The following is a 16,893-nucleotide window of genomic DNA, read 5'->3' as shown; positions in this document are numbered from 1 at the left end:
CGTCACGCCCGCTCGTAGCGCAGCAGCACCGACCGGCCGTCGAAGCCGCGGGTCCCGGTCAGCCGCAGGTCGAGGCGGTCCTTGCCGGGAAAGACCGGGGTGCCGCCGCCCAGCACGACCGGGTGCACCACCACCTGGTACTCGTCGACCAGCCCCAGCTCGGTCAGCGCCGCCGCCGCGCCGGAGCCACCGGTGAGCAGCAGGTCCTTGCCCGGCTGCGCCTTCAGCTCCGCGACCTCGGCGGCCAGGTCGCGGCCGATCACCCGGGCGCCGTACTCGGCGCTCTCCAGGGTGCGCGAGATGACGATCTTCGGGGTGCGGGCCCAGATCGGGGCGAACGCCAGGTCGTGCGGGTCCGGGGAGGCCTGCTCCGCCCGGGGCCAGTACCAGGACATCAACCCCCAGACCTTGCGGCCGTAGAGGAAGGTGTCGGCCCGGTCGGTCAGCTCCAGGGAGTACGCGGACAGCTCCGGCCCCATGGCCGCCCAGTCGAACTCCCCGTTCGGCCCCTCGATGAAGCCGTCGACCGACTGGTGCACCCAGTAGACGAGCTTGCGCATGGTGTCCTCCGCTTCCGGCGGCGCCCCCGGCGGGCGCGCTCACCGGTGGGTCGGAGCCGGCCGGCCCGATCCGACAGCCGGCACGGAACTTTTTTCGGGAGACTTGCCCGGGGCGGCTAGCGTCCGGATTCGTGGCCCGCTCCGTGATGATCGCCCTGGTCGGTGTCGACGGCTCCGGCAAGAGCACCCAGGCCCGGGCCCTCGCCCGCCGGCTGACGGCCCGGGGCGTCCCGGCGACCTACTTCGAGAACGCCGGTGGGCGGCCGCTGTGGAATCGGCTGGCGCGGGCGCTCGGCCGGGCGGACGGGCCGGCGCTGTTCGGCCGTACCCTCTATCCGGCGCTGGAGGCGACGGTCCGCGCGCTGGCGATGGCCCGCACCGTTCTGGTGGCGCGGCTGACCGGGCGCACGGCGCTGCTGGACCGGTGGACCTGGTGCCAGGACGTCATCATGGCCGCGCGCGGCGACCGGGGCCGGCGGGCGGTCCGGGCCGTTTACGCGATCTTCCCGCGCCCGACGATGGTCTGCTTCCTGGCCACCTCGCCGGAGGTCGCGCAGCGGCGGGTCGCCGCCCGGGGCATCGACACCGAGGAGTTGGCGCACCTGCGCGCGCTGGACGCCGCCTACCGTGCGCTGCCCGACTTCGGCTCGTTCGTGGTGCTCGACGGCGACGCCGACCCCGACGAGGTTGCCGCCGCCCTGGACCGCGCCGTGTCACCCCTCGTGGCGGGGTGACACCGCCCGGCCGAGGTCACGCGCGCTGTCACCCCCGGGATGGCGGGGTGCCACCGCGGATCGGGGTCAGCCGCGGCCGCGGCCCTGGAGCCAGCGGAGCAGGTCCGAGGGCAGGTTGTCGCGCTGCTGCTGGCGCTGCTCGGGCTGCGGGGTGGGCCGGGGCTGCGGGCGCTGCGGGTCACCGGCCAGCTCACGGCTCGGCGCGGTGAAGTCCTTCACGGGCTTGCCGTCCACCGCCGTCCTGATCACCCGGGCGACCGCGTCGATCACCTTTCCCTGCACCGCCGAGCCGACCAGGTCGGTCGAGTCGTCGGGGTTGGCCGCGATGCCCGCCACGGCGACCTGCGGGGTGAACCCGACGAAGGCCTCGGTGGCGTTCTGCTCGGAGCTGCCGGTCTTGCCGGCCACCGGGCGGTCGACGATCCGGTTGACGGAGGTGGCGGTGCCGCCGTTGCACTGCCCGTACGCCGACTGCTGGCCGACCGGGCAGCGGGCCGCGTCGGTGGCCGCCCGGGCCACGTCGGCGTCCAGCACCCTCCGGCAGGAGGGCTGGCCGACGTCGACCTTCTCGCCGTTGGCCGCGGTCACCGAGACCACCGGCAGCGGCGTGCAGTACGTCCCCTCGGCGGCCACGGTGGCGTACGCGTTGGCCAGGTCGAGCGGGGTGGTGGCGGCCACGCCGAGGGTGAACGCGCCCCAGTTCTCCGCGTCGTCCTTGGCGAAGGCGGCGTCGGAGTCGGCCCGGAAGGTGATGCCGAGCCGCTGCGCCATCTCCACCACCTTGTCCTCGCCGACCTGCTCGGCCAGCCAGACGAAGTAGGTGTTCACGGAGCGACCGAAGCCGTCCCACATCATCCGGTAGCCGTCCATCCACTCCGGGTTGGCGTTGGCCGGGCACCACTTGCCGTCGCAGTTGCCCTCGGCGTCGGAGCCGTAGCGGGTGGGCAGCTTGGCCGGGGCGTCGAAGCCGGTGGACAGCGTCTTGCCAGCCTCCAGCGCGGCGAGCATGGTGAACATCTTGAACGTGGAGCCGGCCTGGTAGCCGTCGACGCTGGCGCCGCCGGAGATCAGCGGGTTGACGGTGTTCGGGTGGTTGGCCTGCCCGGCCGGGTTGTCGGCGAGGCTGTAGTGCCGGTTGACCGCCATGGCGAGCACCCGGCCGCTGCCCGGCTCGACCGCGGCGATCGGCAGGGCCCGCTTGTTGCCGTAGCCGTAGACGCTGGTGGCCTGCTTCTGGGCGGTCTGCTGGATCTTCGGGTCGAGCGTGGTGACCACGCTGTAGCCGCCTCGGCGCAGCGCCTGCTCGCGCTCCTTGACGGTGTTGCCGAAGGCCGGCTGGGCGAGCCACCACTGGCGCAGGTAGTCGCAGAAGAAGCCCCAGTCGTCGTGCCCCTGGGCGACCGAGGTGCAGCCGTTGGGCTGGGCGGTCGGGTGCAGGGTGAGCGGCTCCGCCTTGGCGGCGGCCGCCTGCTGGGCGGTGATCGCGCCGGTCTCGGCCATCGAGTCGAGCACGTACCCCCGGCGGGCGAGCGCCTGGTCCTTGTCGCCGTCGATCGGGCTGTACTCGTCCGGGGACTGGACCAGGCCGGCGAGCAGCGCCGCCTCGCCCAGGGTCAGGTCGGCCGGGGCCTTGCCGAAGTAGCGCTGGCTCGCCGCGGCGACGCCGTACGCGCCGGAGCCGAAGTACGCGATGTTGAGGTAGCGGTTGAGGATCTCGTCCTTGCTGAGCGTCTTCTCCAGCGCGTTCGCGTACCGGATCTCCTGGAGCTTGCGCCCGACGGTCTGCTCGGTGGCGGCCTGCCGCTCCTCCGCCGTGCGGGTGGGGTCGGTCTTGAGCACGTTGCGGACGTACTGCATGGTGAGCGTCGAGCCGCCCTGCTCCGTGCCGCCGCCCTTGACGTTGGCGACCAGGGCGCGGGCGATGCCGCGCAGGTCGGCCCCGCCGTGCGAGTAGAAGCGGCGGTCCTCGGCGGCGATGATCGCCTGCCGCATCACCGGGGCGATCTCGGCGAGCGGCACGTCGGAGCGGTTGACGTCGTAGAACGTGGTGATGAGGGTCTTGCCGTCGTTGGCGTAGAGGTAGGAGCGCTGCGGCTGCGCCGGGGTGCGCAGCGCGTCGGGCAGCTCCGCGTACGCGCCCAGGCTGGCCTTCGCGGCGAGCCCGCCGAGCAGGCCGCTGGGGAGCGCGGCGACCGCGAGGACGAGCCCGGCGAGGACGCCGGCGAGCAGCACGGTGAAGAGCCGCGACAGCGGCGACCGGGGAGACGGCATGGACTCCAGGATTACCGCGAATACCGCGTAACGACCACCCCGCCAGGCAACTGTCAGTTACCTCACGGCAACCCCTCAGCTACAGCGGAGCTTGCCGGGAAGCCGTTGATCATGAGGTTGACGGCGATGTGGATCTCCGGGCGTGCCGCCAACTTCATGATCAACCCCGACGGGGTCTCAGGTGGGGCGGGGGCCGGTGGGGGGTGGGGCGGGGGTGGCCGTCATGCTGGCGGCCAGGGCGTCCTGGGCGATCACCGCGGGGACGAGGCGACCGGAGCGGTAGCCGATGCCGATGCCGGCGACCAGCACGAAGAGCGCGCCGAAGGTCTGGAGCGAGCCGATCAGCGCGCCGCCCAGGCCCAGCAGCGGGGCGGCGATCATCAGCATGATCCCGTCGCCGTAGGAGAACATGCCGGACCGGGCGACCGACCAGCCGGTGAGGAACCAGCCCAGGCTGTAGAAGGTGGCGCCGACCAGGACGATGGTGCGCGCCGTGGTGCCGAAGACCGGCGCCTGCTCCGCCAGCCCGGCGAAGGGCAGCATGAGCACCATCCCGCCGATGCTGGCCAGCAGGCCGACGAGGGCGATCCGCCGGCACCGGGTGGCGGCGAGGAGGCCGGCGAGCGCCAGCAGGGCGAGCAGCCCGAGCCAGACCGCGGCCACCCAGCCGATCAGGTAGGCCTGCTGGCCGTCGGCCGGGTACGGGTCGTTGCCCACCCCGCCGTCGCTGGCCATGGCCACCAGGCCGTAGAGGACCGCGTACGCGGGCAGCAGCCAGACCGCCGCGCGGGCGAACCGGCGGACCGACCAGGCCCAGCTCGCGTCGGTGGCCGGGGCGGCCGGACCGGGCTCGGACACGAACGGCAGCACCCCGAACCCGCCCCCGGTACGCCGGGTGCCGAGCGGCCCGGCCGGGTCGTGCGCGCCCGGGACCGGGGTCCTGGAGAACAGCCGGTTGGCCGGATCCTTCATGCGTCACCTCGCTCCGCGTGCGGGACGCGCGACGGCGCCCCGGTCCTGCTCACCACCCGTCCTCAGACCGATCGTGGCAGGCGCCGGGGCGCCGTATGAGTGATTCTCGGATTTGCCGGCGGCGTGCCCGTCAGCCCCGTTCGCGCTGGTCCGACGGGTCGTTGAGCAGGCTCTGCGGGGAGACCGGCTCGGGCGCCGGCAGCCCCTGCGGGGCGTTGCCGCCGGTGGCCTGCGCCTCGGCCACGCGTACCTCGTCGTGGATCTCCTGGGCCGCCGTGGCGGCGGCCTGTGCGGCCTCGGCGGCCTCCCGCTCGACCTCGCCGGCGCTCTGGGTAGCCTCCGGCGACGGCACGTCGCCGACCATGTTGGCCAGCCCGCCCAGCGCGCCGCCCATGCCCTCCAGGGCCTTGGTCAGCTCGGTCGGGACGATCCAGACCTTGTTGGCGGTGCCGTTGGCGATCTGCGGCAGGGCCTGGAGGTACTGGTAGGCGAGCACCTTCTGGCTCGGGTTGGCCTGGTGGATCGCGTCGAAGACGGTGCGGATCGCCTTCGCCTGGCCCTCCGCCTGGAGGATGCGGGCCTGCCGGTCACCGTCGGCGCGCAGCACGGCGGCCTGCTTCTCGCCCTCGGCCGTGAGGATCTGCGACTGCTTGTGTCCCTCGGCGTTGAGGATGGCGGCGCGGCGGTCCCGCTCGGCGCGCATCTGCTTCTCCATCGAGTCGCGGATGCTCGGCGGCGGCTCGATCGCCTTGATCTCGACCCGGGTCACCTTGATGCCCCACCGGCCGGTGGTCTCGTCCAGCACCCCGGAGAGGTGCCGGTTGATCTCCTCGCGGCTGGTGAGCGCCCGCTCCAGGTCCAGCGAGCCGATCACGTTGCGCAGCGTGGTGACGGTGAGCTGCTCGATGGCCTGGAGGAAGTTGGAGATCTCGTAGGTGGCGCGGACCGAGTCGACCACCTTGAAGTAGAGCACCGTGTCGATCGAGACGACGAGGTTGTCCGAGGTGATCACCGGCTGCGGCGGGAAGCTGACCACCTGCTCCCGCATGTCGACCTTGGTGCGCACCGCGTCGATGTACGGCACCAGCAGGTTCAGCCCCGGGTTCAGGGTCCGCTTGTACTTGCCCAGCCGCTCCACCACGTCCTGGCGCTGCTGCGGCACGATCCGCACCGCCTTCACCAGCGTCACCACGACGATCACGGCGACGGCGATCAACAGGATCGCTGCAAACTCCATAACTTCACCTTTTCCCTTCGGGCAGCCCGCCCGGGGTGGAAATCTCGTCCTGCCAGACCAGGGCGGTCGCGCCCCGGACCTTTATCACCTGCACCCGCTCGCCCACCGCGTAGCTGCGCGTCGCGTCGTACGACCGGGCCGTCCACAGCTCACCGTCGATCTTGACCAGTCCCCGCTCGGCGTCCACCGGCTCCAGCACCATGGCGCTGGACCCCTCGATCGCCTCGACCCCGAACGGCTGGTCGCCGCTCTCCAGCGCCGGCATGGCGTGCCGCTTGATCACCGGCCGGACCAGGGCCACCGACAGCGCGGACACCACCGCGAAGACCAGTGCCTGGAGCGCGACCGGCGCGCCGAGCGCCGCGGCGCCGGCGGCCGCGAACGCCCCGGCCGCGAACATGATCAGGAAGAGCGTCGTCGTGAAGATCTCGGCGACCGCCAGCAGCACACCCAGCACGATCCAGAACACGGCGTCCACCCCTGAATCGTGACACGCCGACGCACGCCACACTGCCCCGCATGATCACCTAAGCTCGGCAGCGCGCCGACGACCGCCGAGGAGGACGCCATGGCCCTGTTGCCCGAGACCGCCCGACAGGTCGACCTGCTGGTCGCCCGGGCCCAGGCGGAGGGGCGCGGCCCCTCGCTCGCCCTCGGGGTGGTCCGCGACGGCGCCCTGGCGCACGTCGCCCTCGCCGGCGAGCAGCCCCGCCCCGACGCGGACCTCCAGTACCGGATCGGCTCGATCAGCAAGACCATGACGGCCGTGCTGGTCATGCAGCAGCGCGACGCCGGGCGGCTGGCCCTCGACGACCCGCTGGACAAGCACCTGCCCGGCACCCCGGTCGGCGCGCTCACCCTGCGGCAACTGCTCGGGCACGCCAGCGGCCTCCAGCGGGAGCCGGACGGGCAGTGGTGGGAGCGGGCCGCGGGCGCCGACCTGGAGACCCTGCTCGCCGGGCTCACCCCGGCGAAGATCGCCCACCCGCCGCACCACGTCTACCACTACTCGAACCTGGCGTACGGGCTGCTCGGCGGGGTGCTGGAACGGATCACCGGCACGCCCTGGGCCGCCCTGCTCCGGGAGCGGCTGCTCGAACCGCTCGGCATGCGCCGCACCACTTACCACCCGACCGAGCCGTACGCCCGCGGCTACGTGGTGCACCCCTGGCACGACACGCTGCGGGAGGAGCCGCGCACCGACACCGGGGCGATGGCGCCGGCCGGGCAGCTCTGGTCGACCGTCGAGGACCTGGCCCGCTGGGCGGCCTTCCTGGCCGACCCGGCCCCGGACCTGCTCGCCCCGGCCACGCTCACCGAGATGTGCGCGCCCGTGGTGATCAGCGACCTGGACGCCTGGACCGGCGGCCACGGCCTCGGCGTGGAGCTGTACCGGGTCGGCGAGCGGGTGTACGTGGGCCACGGCGGCTCGATGCCCGGCTACGTCGCCGGCCTGGCCGTGCACCGGCCCACCCGCACCGCCGTGGTCGACTTCGCCAACTCGTACGGGCTGCGCGCCGGCCACCACGTCGTCGGCCTGGCCCGCGACATCCTCACCCTGGTGCTGGACGCCGAACCGGCCGCGCCCGCCCCGTGGCGCCCCGCCGAGGCGCCGCCCGCCGACCTGGCCGAGCTGACCGGCCGCTGGTGGTGGATGGGCATCGAGTACGAGTTCCGCATCGACCCGGCCGGCGACCTGGTGGGCGGCCAGGTCGGTCGTCCGCTGCTCCGCTTCACCCCGGAGGCCCCGGACCGCTGGCGCGGCCGCTCCGGCTCCCAGGACGGGGAACTCCTCACGGTCATCCGCGACGAGGCGGGGCGAGCGGTGGCCCTCGACATCGCCACCTTCGTCTTCACGCGAAGCCCCGACCAGGAACCCTGACCAACTCCCGCGTCGCTACAAACTTGATGGCGCAGATGGATCGCCGGACCGCCCCCGACCCGCGCCGCGCCGCGGCGCGCCGACAAACGCGACGACACGGCTGGCTCACCCCGTGATCCGTCCACGTCATCAAGTTCGTAGCGCCCCCAAGGTCCCCACCCGACCGACTGCCGGAACCGACCGACGCACCGGGCACACGACGGGCCGGGCCTGAACCGCAGCCACTAAACAGGCGCAGTGACGAAATCGATCATCCGCTCCACCGCGTTGATCAACGGCGTCTCCACGTCCGCGTAACTGTCCACCCGGGACAGGATGTGCCGCCACATGTCCGCCGGCTCCGCCACCCCGAGGGCCGCGCAGACCCCCTCCTTCCAGGGCCGCCCCGGCGGCACCACGGGCCACGCCGGGATGCCCAGCGCCCGCGGCTTCACGGCCTGCCACACGTCGACGTACGGGTGCCCGGTGACCAGCACGTGCGGCGAGGTGACCTGCGCGACGATCCGGCTCTCCTTGGAGCCGGGCACCAGGTGGTCGACCAGCACGCCGAGCCGGCGGCCGGGGCCCGGGGCGAAGGCGCGTACCTCGGTGGCGAGCGCGTCGATGCCGTCGAGCGGCTCCACCACCACGCCCTCGATCCGCAGGTCGTCGCCCCAGATCCGCTCGACCAGGGCCGCGTCGTGCACGCCCTCGACCCAGATCCGGCTGGCCTTGGCGACCTGCGCCCGGACGTTGTCGACCGCGATCGAGCCGGAGGCGGTACGCCGCCGGGCGGCGGGCGCCGGGGCGCGGGCCGGGCGGCGCAGGGTCACCGGCGAGCCGTCGAGCAGGAACGCGGCGGGCAGCAGCGGGAAGTTGCGCCGCCGGCCGTGCCGGTCCTCCAGCACCACCGCGCCGGACTCGAAGCCGACGACCGCGCCGCAGAACCCGGAGTCGGCGTCCTCGACCACCAGGTCGGGTTCGGCGTCGACCTCGGGGATCACCTTCCGCCGCCGCCAGTCGCCCGCCAGCACGTCGCCGTCGTATCGCCCCGCCATGTCGATCACGCTAGCCACCGGCCCGGCGTGTCGCCCGGCGACGCGCCGACCAGGCGTCCCACCGGCGACACAGAAAGGGGCGAAGGGGGTAGTTGGGGGCAGGTCACGCCGCCGGAGCGGCAGCCGAGACAGCGACGGCGGCGAGCACGTACCCTTTCGGCATGTCCTCCCCCGCAACGGGCGCGGCCACGCTGGCTCCGCGCCGGTCGAGCCGGTTCGTCGCCTGGGTTCGCGCCTGGCGCGCCGGCCTGGTGCCCTTCGACGAGGTCGCCGACGAGATCGCCGGCGACGAGGAGCACCTGGTCGCCGACGCCCCCGGCACCTGGACCGACGTGTCCCTGCGGGAGGCGCTGCCCAGCCTGGCCAAGCTCTCCCCGGACGAGATCCGCCTGGTGCTGCCCGCACCGGGCGACCCGCGGGGGCTGCCCGGTCCCGGCGCCTTCGCCGGGGCGGCGCTGCTGGCCGGGGAGGCCGTGGTGGCCAGCGGGCTCGGGTTCGTCCCGGAGGTGCGCACCCACACCTCCGGCTCGGGGATGACCTGGGAGACCGTGCTCTGGCGGGTCCACCCGCTGCCGGCCGACGCGCCGAAGGCGTCCCTGACCACGCCCGGCGCCGCCGAGGCGGAGGCCGAACTGGCCGTCGCGCTGGCCGAGACGACGGCCGCGCTGACCCGGCTCGACGTGGCCCAGTGGCGGCCCGAACTGGCCGGCGCGCTCGCCGCGCTGCGCCGGCCGGACGGCGGGACCGACCTGCCGCCCGGCTTCGACCCGCGGTCGCGCCGGCTGTTCGCCCGCGCGGCCGTGCTGGACCGGGTGCTCGCCCTGGCCGGGGAGAGCGCCCCGGGCGGGGCGGTGAACACCTACGAGGCGCAGCAGCGGGACGCGGCGCTGCGGCCGTTGACCACCGCCTGCCGGCAGGCCCTGGTGGCCGCCTGCAACGCCCCGCTGCGCCCCTGAGCCCGGGGGCTCAGACCTCGTCGATGAGGTCGGCCACCGAGTCGACGATCCGGGACGGCCGGTAGGGGTAGCGCTCGGCCTCGGCGCGGCTGCTGATCCCGGTGAGCACCAGGATGGTCTCCAGCCCCGCCTCCAGGCCGCAGAGGATGTCGGTGTCCATCCGGTCGCCGATCATCGCGGTCGACTCGGAGTGCGCGTCGATCGTGTTCAACGCCGAGCGCATCATCATGGGGTTCGGCTTGCCGACGAAGTACGGCTCCACCCCCGTCGCCTTGGAGATCATCGCCGCCACCGAGCCGGCCGCCGGCAGCGCGCCCTCCACCGACGGGCCGGTCGCGTCCGGGTTGGTGCAGATGAACCGGGCGCCGTCGTTGATCAGCCGGATGGCCTTGGTGATCGCCTCGAAGCTGTAGGTGCGGGTCTCCCCCAGCACCACGTAGTCGGGGGCGAAGTCGCTGAGCACGTAGCCCACCGCGTGCAGGGCCGTGGTGAGCCCGGCCTCGCCGATCACGTACGCCGTGCCGCCCGGCCGCTGGTCGGCCAGGAACTGGGCGGTGGCCAGCGCCGACGACCAGATCGCCTCCTCCGGCACGTCCAGCCCCATCCGGGCCAGCCGGGCCTGGAGGTCGCGCGGCGTGTAGATCGAGTTGTTGGTGAGCACCAGGAACGGCTTGCCGGAGGCGCGCAGCCGCTTGACGAACTCGGGCGCGCCGGGCACCGGCTGGCCCTCGTGCACCAGCACGCCGTCCATGTCGGTGAGCCAGCTCTGCACCGGCTTGCGGTCATGCATGTGTCGTCCCCATGGGGTGTCGGAGGTGGTCCGGCTCAGGGCCGGCGGGCCGGGGGCACGCAGCACAGCGCCGGGCAGGTGTCCCAGGTGGGCAGCTCGCCGAGGCGGCGGAAGTATCGCTCGCCGTCCGGGGCGTGCCGTTCCAGCACCAGCTCACGGACCATCGCCACGAACCGTGGGTCGGTGCCGGGCGTGCCGGCGCGGACGAAGTCCAGGCCGAGCTGCTTGGCCGTGTCGAGCGCCTCGGTGTCCAGGTCCCAGACCACCTCGAGGTGGTCGGAGACGAAACCGATCGGGCTGACCACCACGCCGGTCACGCCCTGGCCGGGCAGCGTGGCCAGGTGGTCGTTGATGTCCGGCTCCAGCCACGGCACCTGCGGCGGCCCGGAGCGGCTCTGCCAGACCAGGTCGTAGGGCAGGTCCGGCGCGGCGGCGGCGTGCACCAGCCGGGCGGCCTCCTCGAGCTGGGCGGTGTACCGGCCGCCGTGCGGGCCGGCGGTGGCGGCCGCCGACACCGGCACCGAGTGCGCGGTGAACACCAGCCGGGCGCTGTCGCGCCGGGCCGGGTCGAGCTGCGCCAGCGCGGCCCGGACCGCGTCGGCGTGCGGCTCGACGAAGCCCGGATGGTCCCAGAACTGGCGCAGCTTCTCGATCAGCGGGGCGTCCGGGCCGACGGCGGCCCGGGCCACGGCGATGTCCTCCTGGTACTGCCGGCAGGACGAGTAGCCGCCGTACGCGCTGGTGACGAAGGCGAGGGCGCGCTGGATGCCGTCGTCGCGCATCTGCGCCACCGTGTCGGCGAGCATCGGGTCCCAGTTGCGGTTGCCCCAGTAGACCGGCAGGTCGACGCCGTGCGCGGCGAAGTCCTCCCGGATCGCCGCGAGCAGGTCACGGCACTGCTGGTTGATCGGGGACACCCCGCCGAAGTGCAGGTAGTGCTCGGCGACCTCGGCGAGCCGCTCCGGCGGCACGCCCCGCCCCCGGGTCACGTTCTGCAGGAAGGGCAGCACGTCCTCGGGCCGCTCGGGGCCGCCGAAGGAGACCAGCACCAACGCGTCGTACGCCATGGTGTCATTCTCCCCCGACGGCCGTGCCGGTCCGGCGACCACCCCGGGTCGAGCAGGTTTCGTGCCCGGGTGTCAGGCGCCGATCGCGTGGTAGCCGCCGTCGACGTGGACGATCTCGCCGGTGGTGGCCGGGAACCAGTCGGAGAGCAGCGCCAGGCAGGCCCGGGCGGCCGGCTCCTGGTCGGTGAGGTTCCAGCCCAGCGGGGCGCGCTCGGTCCAGGCGTCCTCGAACTGGTCGAAGCCGGGGATGGACTTGGCGGCGATGGTGCGCAGCGGCCCGGCGGCGACCAGGTTGCTGCGGATGCCCTGCTTGCCCAGGTGCAGCGCCAGGTAGCGGGAGGCGGACTCCAGCCCGGCCTTGGCCACGCCCATCCAGTCGTAGACCGGCCACGCCTTGGTGGCGTCGAAGGTGAGGCCCACCACGGCGCCGCCCGCCGACATCAGCGGCAGCGCCGCCATGGCCAGGGACTTGTAGGAGTAGGTGGAGACCTGGAGCGCGGTCGCCACGTCCTCCCAGGGCGCGTCGAGGAAGCCGCCGCCGAGGCAGCTCTGCGGGGCGAAGCCGATGGAGTGCACCACCCCGTCGAGGCCGTCGACGTGCTCGCGTACCCGGTCGGCCAGGCCGGCCAGGTGCTCGGTGCTGGTGACGTCCAGCTCGATCACCGGCGCCGGCTCGGGCAGCCGCTTGGCGATCCGCTCGACCAGGGAGAGCCGGCCGTAGCCGGTGAGCACGACCTGCGCGCCGTTCTCCTGGGCGAGCTTCGCCACCGAGAAGGCGATCGAGGCGTCGGTGATGACGCCGGTGACCAGCAGCCGCTTACCGGCCAGGAGTCCGGACATTGTGCTATCTCCTCCGTACTTTCTCAGTGGCCCATGCCCAGGCCGCCGTCGACCGGGACGACGGCGCCGGAGATGTATCCGGCCGCGTCCGAGGCGAGCCAGGTGACCACCCCGGCCACCTCCTCCGGCTCGGCGAACCGGCCGGCCGGGATGGCCTTGCGGTACTCGGCGCGCCGTTCCTCGGGCAGCGCCGCGGTCATGTCGGTGTCGATGAAGCCGGGCGCCACCACGTTCGCGGTGATGTTGCGGCTGCCCAGCTCGCGGGTGATCGAGCGGGCCACCCCGACCAGGCCGGCCTTGCTGGCCGCGTAGTTGACCTGGCCGACGCCGCCGTAGAGGCCGACCACCGAGGAGATGAAGATCATCCGGCCCCACTTGGCGCGGAGCATCTTCGTCGAGGCCCGCTTGGCGACCCGGAACGCGCCGGTCAGGTTGGTGTCGAGCACCCGGGTGAACTGCTCCTCGGACATCCGCATGAGCAGCGTGTCGTCGGTGATGCCGGCGTTGGCGACCAGCACCTCGACCGGGCCCAGCTCGGCCTCGATCGCGGCGAACGCGGCGTCCACCGACTCGGCGTCGGTCACGTCACACTTCACGCCGAACAGTCCCGCCGGGGCCTCGCCGCTGCGGTGGGTCACCGCCACCCGGTCGCCCTGCTTGGCGAAGGCCTGCGCGATGGCCAGGCCGATTCCCCGGTTTCCGCCGGTCACCAGCACGGTACGGGCCACGGTTCCCCCTCTGCTCAGCTGATCTCCCAGTCGGTGGCGAGCCTAGGGGTTACCGGTAGGTAAGCGCTAACGCGGGCGGCCCGCCGGGAACCCCGCCGACCCGGTCGGACCTGGGTGCGTGGACCGGTCGGCCGAGTGCGTGCCGCCGGCGCGCCGGGTGTACGATGATCGACGTTTGCGGGCAGTGGATTCGCCCGCCGTCGAGCCCCGCCGACCGCAGGAGGTGATCGCTGTGCGAGATAGCGATCCTCCCAGTCGTGGCCGGGCCGACCGTCAGCCCCGCTGAGCCACGACTCAGCCGGCGCGGCTGACCCCGCTCCCCGCCCTCCGCACCGCCCCGATCTCCTCGGCCGTCCGCCGGGGCGACCCCGGCCTGCGGCGCGGGCGGAGCACCCCGGTCACGACTTCGTGTGCGTACGTCCTGATCCACCCCCGCGGTCCGTCCCCGCCCGGACCGTCCGTCGCCACGGAGCAGTCCCATGAGCCGTTACGTCGCCCCGCTGGGCTTCACCCTCGCCGCCGTCTGGGTGGCCGTCCTCTTCGTGCTGGCCGGCGGCGGTCACTGACCACCACCGGCCCGTCCCGGGTCGTCCCGCCTCAGATCAGGCGGGACGACCAGAGCAGGCTCAGCGCCCCCGCGCAGAGCGCGAGGAGCAGCGCGATGCCCGCGTACCACTGGGTGATCTCCCGCGGCTCGGTCCGGAACCCGATCGAGCTGCCCATGTCCTGGTAGACCTGCTTCAGCTCGCTGACCGAGGCCGCCTCGTAGAAGTAGCCCTGCGTGGTCTCGGCGAGCTGCGCCAGCGCCATCCGGTCCACCGGCACCCGCTGGAGCTGGCCGCCGATGTCCACCTGCCCCGAGTCGGTGCCGAACGCGATCGTGGAGACCGGCACGTTGGCCGCCTGCGCCGCCGCGGCCGCCTCCTCCACCGACCGGCCGGAGGTGCGGTAGCCGTCGGAGAGCAGCACGATCCGCGCCGGCGGGATGCCGGCAGCGCCGTCCGCCGGCACCGAGCGGATCGCCTCCAGGCAGGTGAAGACCGCCTCGCCGGTGGCGGTCGACTCGGCCAGCACCAGGCCGTCGATGGCGGTGGTCACGGCGCCCCGGTCCTTGGTCGGCGGGACCAGCACGTTCGCCGACTTGGCGAACGAGACCAAACCGAGGTTGTAGCTCTCCGGCAGCTCGCCGACGAACTGCTTGGCCGCCTCCTGCGCGGCCTCCAGCCGGTTCGGCGCCACGTCGTCGGCCTGCATGGACAGCGACACGTCGATGGCGAGCATCACGGTCGCCCGTTCGAGGGGCTCCTTGGTGTCGATCGCCGGCCGGGCCAGCCCGGTGGCGAGCACCAGCAGGCAGAGCAGGAAGGCGGTGGCCGCCGCGTGCCGCCGCCAGCCCAGCCCCTTCGGCGCCAGGGTGCGCAGCAGGTCCACGTTGGTGAACCGCATGGCGTACTGCCGGCGGTGCAGCTGCCGCCAGACGTACGCGGCGGCCAGGGCGAGCACCGGCAGCACGGCCAGCAGCCACCACGGTTGCAGAAAACGGATCATCGGGTCGTCCCTCGGGTGCGGGCGTGCCGCTGCGCGGCCACGAAACGCACCATGTCCAGCAGCCAGTCTCGGTCGGTACGCAGTCGCAGGTGGGCCGCGCCGGCGGTGCGCAGCTCGGCGGCGATCGCCGCGCGCTGGGCGGCCGCCGCCTCGGCGTACCGGCGGCGCAGGCCCGGGTCGGCGGTCTGCACCTCGTGCAGCTCGCCCGTCTCCGGGTCGACCACCGGCAGCACCCCCACGTCGGGCAGTTCCAGCTCGCGCGGGTCGACGACCTCGACGGCCAGCACGTCGTGCCGGACCCGCAGCTTACGGAGCGGCCGGCCCCACTGCTGCGGCGGCGCGAGGAAGTCGGAGATCACCACCGCGACCCCCCGCCGGCGCGGCGGGCGGTTGAGCATGTCGACGAGGACGCCCAGGTCGCTGCGGCCGGGCCGGATCTCGGTGCCCGCGATGGCCCGCAGCAGCCCCTGCGCCTCCTTGCGCCCGGCGCGGGCGGGCAGCCGGTGCAGCGAGCCCGGCCCGGCGGGCGCGGCGCCGCCCCGCCACCGGCCGGCCGGAGCGGGCGCCCCCGTGCCGACCACCGCGCCGATCCGGTTGCCGCCCCGGACGGTCAGGTGGGCCAGGGCGGCCGCGGCGGCCACCACCACGTCCCGCTTGAGCCACCGCCCGGTGCCGAAGTCCAGGCTGGCCGAGAGGTCCACCGCCAGCCAGGTCTCCAGCTCCCGGTCGGCCACCGTACGCCGGACGTGCGGCATGGTGGTGCGGGCCGTGACCGGCCAGTCCATCCGACGCACGTCGTCGCCGGGCCGGTACTCGCGGGACTCCCCCGCCTCGCTGCCCGGGCCGGGCAGCAGCCCCGCGTAGTCGCCCTGGAGCAGCCCGTCCAGCTTTCGGGTGACCATGAGCTGCAACCGGGCGAGGACGGCGCCGGAACGGTCGCCGCTGGCCGGCAGTCGGGTGGGTGGGGTCACGGCCGCTGCCCGGGCCAGCCGTTGTGCGGGACGGCCGGTGGCGGCGGCGTGGCCTGCTGCCGGGGCGCGACCGCGGGCAGCGGGATGGTCGACATCACCCGGTGCACGATGTGGTCGGCCGGCACGTCGTCGGCGAGCGCGTCGTAGCTGAGCACCAGCCGGTGCCGCAGGATGTCCGGGGCGATGTCCTGCACGTCCTGCGGCAGGGCGTAGTCCCGGCCGCGCAGCAGGGCCAGCGCCCGGGTGGCCCGGACCAGGCCGAGCGAGGCGCGCGGGCTCGCGCCGTACTGGATGAGCTGCGCGACGTCCGGCATGCCGTGCTCGGCGGGGGCCCGGGTGGCGAGGACCAGCCGGACCGCGTAGTCGACAAGCGCGTTGTGCACGAAGACCTGGTCGGCCTTGTGCTGGAGCGCGACGAGGTCCGGGGTGTCGAAGACCCGGGCCGGCTCGGGCGGCGCGACACCCATCCGGTAGACGATCTCGCGCTCCTCGGCGTCGGTCGGGTAGCCCACCACGATCTTCATGAGGAACCGGTCCCGCTGCGCCTCCGGCAGCGGGTAGACGCCCTCCTGCTCGATCGGGTTCTGGGTGGCCATCACCAGGAACGGATCGGGCACCCGGTGGGTCTCGCCGCCGATGGACACCTGGCGCTCGCTCATGACCTCCAGCAGCGCCGACTGCACCTTCGCCGGGGCCCGGTTGATCTCGTCGGCGAGCAGGAAGTTGACGAAGACCGGCCCCAGCTCGACGTCGAACTTCTCGCTGGACTGCCGGTAGATCCGGGTGCCCATGATGTCGGCCGGCACCAGGTCGGGGGTGAACTGGACCCGGGCGAACGACCCGCCGACCACCTTGGCCAGGGTCTCCACGGCGAGCGTCTTGGCGACGCCGGGCACCCCCTCCAGCAGGCAGTGGCCCCGGGCGAGCAGGGCCACGAACATCCGCTCGACCATCCGGTCCTGGCCGACGATCACCCGCTTGATCTCGAACAGCGCCCGCTCCAGCAGCGTGGCGTCCTGCGCCGGCGTGGTGGTCGCCGGGGGCGGCGCGTCCGGCACGGCCTCGGTCGGGGTCGGGGCGTCGGGCGTGGTCGGCTGGGCCACCGGTCCTCCACAGCTTGGTCGTCGTCGCGGGATGGTGCGTATCAAGACTGTCATGCCTCGCTGAGAGCCGAGGGCGGGAGAGGGACGATTTTCGCCGCGCCGTCCCGCGGCCCGGAAAACGCTGAACACGGGTGGACAACCAGGGGTCCGGCGCGTGTACGATTCATCCCGTCGCCGGGCGGCTCCCCCCGTGGCCG

Annotated in this window: 16 protein-coding genes; 3 read left to right on the top strand and 13 right to left on the bottom strand. The window is 73.7% G+C overall.

Going from position 1 to position 16,893, the window contains the following annotated elements; all coding sequences use genetic code 11:
- Positions 1–2: 2 nt before the first annotated feature.
- Positions 3–560 (bottom strand): dihydrofolate reductase family protein, encoded by a 558-nt coding sequence (locus tag FXF50_RS28055; RefSeq protein ID WP_148431933.1) that lies wholly within the window; start codon positions 558–560, stop codon positions 3–5.
- A 131-nt stretch (positions 561–691) separates the two neighbouring features.
- Here FXF50_RS28055 and FXF50_RS28050 point away from each other — a divergent pair, with 131 nt between their 5' ends.
- On the top strand, positions 692–1,294 hold the full coding sequence (locus tag FXF50_RS28050; RefSeq protein ID WP_148431932.1) for a dTMP kinase: 603 nt from the start codon (positions 692–694) through the stop codon (positions 1,292–1,294).
- A gap of 66 nt (positions 1,295–1,360) precedes the next feature.
- On the opposite strand, the gene FXF50_RS28045 is transcribed toward FXF50_RS28050, so the two are convergent.
- From FXF50_RS28045 to FXF50_RS28030, 4 genes are all read right to left on the bottom strand, one after another.
- On the bottom strand, positions 1,361–3,565 hold the full coding sequence (locus tag FXF50_RS28045) for a transglycosylase domain-containing protein (RefSeq protein WP_148431931.1): 2,205 nt from the start codon (positions 3,563–3,565) through the stop codon (positions 1,361–1,363).
- Between the two features lie 177 nt (positions 3,566–3,742).
- Positions 3,743–4,537, bottom strand: a complete 795-nt coding sequence (locus tag FXF50_RS28040; RefSeq protein ID WP_148431930.1) for a hypothetical protein — start codon at positions 4,535–4,537, stop codon at positions 3,743–3,745.
- Between the two features lie 130 nt (positions 4,538–4,667).
- Positions 4,668–5,774: an SPFH domain-containing protein gene (locus FXF50_RS28035; protein WP_091320922.1), complete on the bottom strand. Its 1,107-nt coding sequence runs from the start codon at positions 5,772–5,774 to the stop codon at positions 4,668–4,670.
- A 4-nt stretch (positions 5,775–5,778) separates the two neighbouring features.
- Positions 5,779–6,252, bottom strand: coding sequence for an NfeD family protein (locus tag FXF50_RS28030; protein ID WP_148431929.1), 474 nt, complete (start codon positions 6,250–6,252; stop codon positions 5,779–5,781).
- 90 nt (positions 6,253–6,342) lie between these two features.
- Here FXF50_RS28030 and FXF50_RS28025 point away from each other — a divergent pair, with 90 nt between their 5' ends.
- A complete protein-coding gene (locus FXF50_RS28025; protein WP_148431928.1) occupies positions 6,343–7,656 on the top strand; it encodes a serine hydrolase in 1,314 nt (437 codons plus the stop codon).
- A gap of 224 nt (positions 7,657–7,880) precedes the next feature.
- Here FXF50_RS28025 and FXF50_RS28020 read toward each other — a convergent pair whose 3' ends face one another.
- Positions 7,881–8,693 (bottom strand): DUF3097 domain-containing protein, encoded by an 813-nt coding sequence (locus FXF50_RS28020; RefSeq protein WP_148431927.1) that lies wholly within the window; start codon positions 8,691–8,693, stop codon positions 7,881–7,883.
- A 161-nt stretch (positions 8,694–8,854) separates the two neighbouring features.
- Between FXF50_RS28020 and FXF50_RS28015 the strand changes: the two genes are divergently transcribed.
- Positions 8,855–9,649 (top strand): hypothetical protein, encoded by a 795-nt coding sequence (locus FXF50_RS28015; RefSeq protein WP_148431926.1) that lies wholly within the window; start codon positions 8,855–8,857, stop codon positions 9,647–9,649.
- A gap of 10 nt (positions 9,650–9,659) precedes the next feature.
- Here FXF50_RS28015 and FXF50_RS28010 read toward each other — a convergent pair whose 3' ends face one another.
- From FXF50_RS28010 to FXF50_RS27980, 7 genes are all read right to left on the bottom strand, one after another.
- Positions 9,660–10,526 (bottom strand): HAD-IIA family hydrolase, encoded by an 867-nt coding sequence (locus FXF50_RS28010; RefSeq protein WP_187399859.1) that lies wholly within the window; start codon positions 10,524–10,526, stop codon positions 9,660–9,662.
- Entirely contained in the window at positions 10,475–11,506 is a 1,032-nt protein-coding gene (locus FXF50_RS28005) for a ferrochelatase (RefSeq protein ID WP_148431925.1), read from the bottom strand. Before FXF50_RS28005 ends, FXF50_RS28010 begins: the two co-directional genes overlap by 52 nt.
- A 72-nt stretch (positions 11,507–11,578) precedes the next feature.
- On the bottom strand, positions 11,579–12,346 hold the full coding sequence (fabI, locus tag FXF50_RS28000) for an enoyl-ACP reductase FabI (RefSeq protein WP_091320911.1): 768 nt from the start codon (positions 12,344–12,346) through the stop codon (positions 11,579–11,581).
- A gap of 23 nt (positions 12,347–12,369) precedes the next feature.
- On the bottom strand, positions 12,370–13,074 hold the full coding sequence (gene fabG / locus FXF50_RS27995; protein ID WP_148431924.1) for a beta-ketoacyl-ACP reductase: 705 nt from the start codon (positions 13,072–13,074) through the stop codon (positions 12,370–12,372).
- A gap of 597 nt (positions 13,075–13,671) precedes the next feature.
- Positions 13,672–14,622 (bottom strand): VWA domain-containing protein, encoded by a 951-nt coding sequence (locus tag FXF50_RS27990; RefSeq protein ID WP_148431923.1) that lies wholly within the window; start codon positions 14,620–14,622, stop codon positions 13,672–13,674.
- The gene (locus FXF50_RS27985) at positions 14,619–15,611 is read right to left on the bottom strand and encodes a DUF58 domain-containing protein (protein ID WP_187399858.1); all 993 of its coding nucleotides are present in this window, start codon (positions 15,609–15,611) and stop codon (positions 14,619–14,621) included. The genes FXF50_RS27990 and FXF50_RS27985 overlap by 4 nt, the downstream gene beginning before the upstream one ends.
- A complete protein-coding gene (locus FXF50_RS27980) occupies positions 15,590–16,696 on the bottom strand; it encodes a MoxR family ATPase (protein ID WP_148431921.1) in 1,107 nt (368 codons plus the stop codon). The genes FXF50_RS27985 and FXF50_RS27980 overlap by 22 nt, the downstream gene beginning before the upstream one ends.
- Positions 16,697–16,893 lie beyond the last annotated feature (197 nt).

This window comes from Micromonospora sp. AP08 (genome assembly GCF_008085935.1).
Taxonomy (GTDB): domain Bacteria; phylum Actinomycetota; class Actinomycetes; order Mycobacteriales; family Micromonosporaceae; genus Micromonospora; species Micromonospora chersina.
The sequence above is the reverse complement of the archived record's forward strand: the minus strand, read 5'-3'. Positions and strand labels throughout refer to the sequence as shown.